The organism is Streptomyces sp. NRRL WC-3549 (assembly GCF_000721935.1).
In the GTDB taxonomy this organism is placed as follows: Bacteria; Actinomycetota; Actinomycetes; order Streptomycetales; family Streptomycetaceae; genus Streptomyces.
Map to the genome: position 1 here is coordinate 66695 of NZ_KL585401.1, position 1669 is coordinate 68363.

Here is a 1669-nt window from a genome sequence, read left to right on the forward strand (position 1 = left end):
ATGTGTATAAGAGACAGGCCGTGTGCTCCGCGGCACGGGGATCGGGCGCCGCCAGTTCGAAGTCCTCGCCGTCCCCGGCGTCCGGGCCGTCCAGACGGACCGCCGGAGCCGTCCCGTCGGGCAGCGGTGTGCCGCCGGAGTCGGTCCCCGGGAGGTCGCCCGGCCGGTGCGCGGGCGCGGGCAGGTCCGCACCGGCGGCCTCCGAGGCGTCCGGCCACCGGACGGACTCGGCCCCGGGCGTGCCGGCGGCGGGCGTCGCCGCACGCGTCCCCGGCGTGCCCGTGCCCGGGGCCGTCGCCGGTACGGCCGCACCCGGTGCGCCCGGGGCCGACGGCCCCGCGTCCGACGTCCCGGTGTGCTGCGCGGGCACCGTGATCGCGACGGTCGGACGGTCGGTGGGGGGCGCGGGCACCGCCGAGAGGTCGTACCCGCACGCCCCGCAGAACCGGTCGCCCGACTCCAGCGGTTCCTCGCAGCTGGGGCATCCCGGCAAGGAGGCCCGCTGGTGGCTCTGTGACATCTTCACACCCAGGTCCGTGGGCGGAAACGGTTGGCCCGCTCCACCAGTTCGATCCTCTCGTCGCCCCGCTGCGCGAGCCGGGCGAGCACTCGGTACGAGCGTTCGAGGCCGAATCTGAGGCCCCGTTCGTCCAGCTCGCTGCCCAGCAGCTTCCCCGGCACCGGCGCCGCGGAGTGGGCCGGGTCCGGTGGCCGTGCCGTGGGACCACCGGAGAGTACCCAGTCCAGCGCCTTCCCCAGCACCTCGGCCGACAATCTCTCCCGGCGCACCGCGTCCAGGCCGTATCCCCCGAGCGCCGTCACCTGGCCCGCGGCGGCCGCGAGGTCGTCGAGCAGCGGCTCCCGCGGGGACCGGCCGCGCAGCCTGGCCCGCACCGAGGCCACCCGGGCCGCCGTGTAGTGGATCGACGCCTCCGGGACCGACTCCAGCGCCCGGACCGCCCCGGCCCGGTCACCCGCCGCGATCCGCACCCGGGCCAGCCCGAACGCCGCGCTCACGAAGCTCGGATCGGTCGTCCACACCAGCCGGTAGTACTCGTCCGCGTTGTCCAGCTGCCCCAGCACCTCCGCGCAGACGCCCAGCGCCAGCTTCGGCGCGGGCTCGCCCGGGAACGCGTCGTACACCGCGTCGAAGGACAGCGCCGCGTTCTCGTGGTCCCCGGTGACCAGGGAGGTGACACCGCGGTACCACACCACCCGCCAGTCGTCCGGGTGCTCCACCTCCACGGCGGTCAACACACGGACGGCGGCGTCCAGTTCGTTCATCTCCAACCGGGCGCGGAGTTCACGCAGCCGGGTCTCCGGCGAGGCCGCGGGCACCGAGTGCAGCGCCGTGACCAGCTCGGCCGGTGCCGACGCCATCACCCCGGCGAGGAAACCGGCGTTCGGGTCGTTCGCGTCGACCCGGGGGACCGGCAGGGCGAGCGAGGTGGCGCGCGCGTCGAACGCCGCGAGCCGGGGCCGTGGCCGGCGGGCGCCGTGAGGGCCGGACCGGGACCGGGCTCGGCCCGGGGGGCCGGTACGGCCGCCCGCGTCCCCTCGTGGCCGAGCGCCCCGCCCGTGCCGCCGGCGCCCCGGACATGGGTGTCGGGCGCGTACACCGGACCGGCGCCCGGGGAGAGGGGGGCGGGGGCGGTGGGCACCGCGGCGG

1 protein-coding gene and 1 pseudogene are annotated in these 1669 nt (G+C 77.1%); both read right to left on the reverse strand.

Translation table 11 applies throughout. The features are described 5' to 3' along the window. Positions 1-520, reverse strand: a pseudogene (locus tag IH13_RS0116810) (zinc-ribbon domain-containing protein); the annotation flags it as partial. Between the two features lie 2 nt (positions 521-522). Next, complete coding sequence (locus tag IH13_RS37685) at positions 523-1437, reverse strand: tetratricopeptide repeat protein (RefSeq protein WP_420713370.1); 915 nt, start codon at positions 1435-1437, stop codon at positions 523-525. Positions 1438-1669: the final 232 nt, after the last annotated feature.